Below are 1470 nucleotides of genomic sequence, written 5' to 3'. Positions count from 1 at the left end.
GCCGACGGCCCGGCCGGGGACGCGGGCGACGTCGGGAGCTCGAGCGAAGTCGGGAACGCCCCCGCGGCGCAGGCCGCTGACCCGCCCGGCGGCCCGGTGGGCGGCCCGGCCGGCAGGCCCGGCCCGCCTCCACCGGGCCCGAGCGGGCAGTCGCTGCGCACCGCGTACGCGTTCCTGACCAACCCGCTCGACCTGCTCACCAGGCTGCGCCACGAGTACGGCCCGATCGTGCGCGGGCCCCTGGGCCGCGGCACCGTCTACCTGGTCAACGACCCGGCCGCGGTGCAGGAGATCCTGGTGAACTCCCAGCGGGTCTTCGCCAAGGGCTTCCGCAGAAAACGAATGCCGATCGACGAGGGAGTCCAGCCGCTGGCGCTGCTGCTGGGTTCCGGCCTGCTCACCAGCAGCGGCGAGCTGCACCGGGCCCGCCGACGGCTCATCCAGCCGCTGTTCCACCGCCAGCGGATCGCCACGTACGGCGAGACGTTCGCCAGGCTGGCCGAGGAGACCGCTTCCGGATGGTCCGACGGGCAACAGCTGGACCTCCATGAGGAGATGACCGAGCTGACCCTCGGAATCGTCACCAGAACCGTTTTCGACCTGCCCCTGGACAGCGACCTCGTGCTGACGGTGCGGCGGGCGATCGCGGCGAACATGGGCGTGTCACGTCGAGCGGCCATCCCCGGTAGCCGGTATCTGGAGAAAGTACCGCTGCCCACGACGCTGCGGGCCCGTAGCTCCCGGGCCGACCTCGACCGGCTGATCCGGGAGATGATCGCCGACCGTCGACGTGCGGGGGCCGACGGCAACGACCTGCTGTCCCTGCTGCTGACGGCCCGCGACGCCGAAACCGGCGCGCCCCTGGATGACGACGCCGTGCGCGACGAAGTCCTGACGATCCTGCTCGCCGGCCACGAGACCACCGCGAACGCGCTCAGTTGGGCCTTCCATCTGCTCGGCAACGCCCCGCGGGTACGCGAGGCGTTGCACGCCGAACTCGACGAGGTTCTCGGTGACCGGCTGCCCACCCTGGACGACCTGCCCCGCCTCCCCTACACGCGGGCGGTGTTCACCGAGTCGATCCGGCTGTACCCACCGGTCTGGATCATGTTCCGCCGGACGCTGGCGGACCACTCCCTCGGCGGCTACGACATCCCCGCGGGCTCGACGGTGCTGGTCAGCCAGTGGGTCATGCACCGTGACCCCGAGTACTGGCCCGACCCCGACGGTTTCGTGCCTCAGCGCTGGCTGGAACCGTCCCCGGAACCGTCCGCGACAGCCTCCTGCGCGACAGGGCCGGTCGACGGGCCACGCTCGACAGCCACCCGTCCGAAGTACGCGTTCTTCCCGTTCGGCGGCGGTAACCGTCAGTGCATCGGCAACACGTTCGCCGAACTCGAGGCCGCGATCGTCCTGGCCACCATCTGCCGCCGTTGGCACCTGGAGCCGGCCCCCGGACGCCCCGTGACC

1 protein-coding gene is annotated in these 1470 nt (G+C 71.6%); it reads left to right on the top strand.

What is annotated here, in order from left to right:
* Positions 1-1470: cytochrome P450 (locus AC5LSR_RS12585; RefSeq protein WP_493468486.1), on the top strand; the 1470-nt coding region annotated here is incomplete at both ends.

Source organism: Protofrankia sp. CiP1_Cm_nod4, from assembly GCF_982290645.1.
This window is presented reverse-complemented; position numbering and strand designations above follow the sequence as displayed.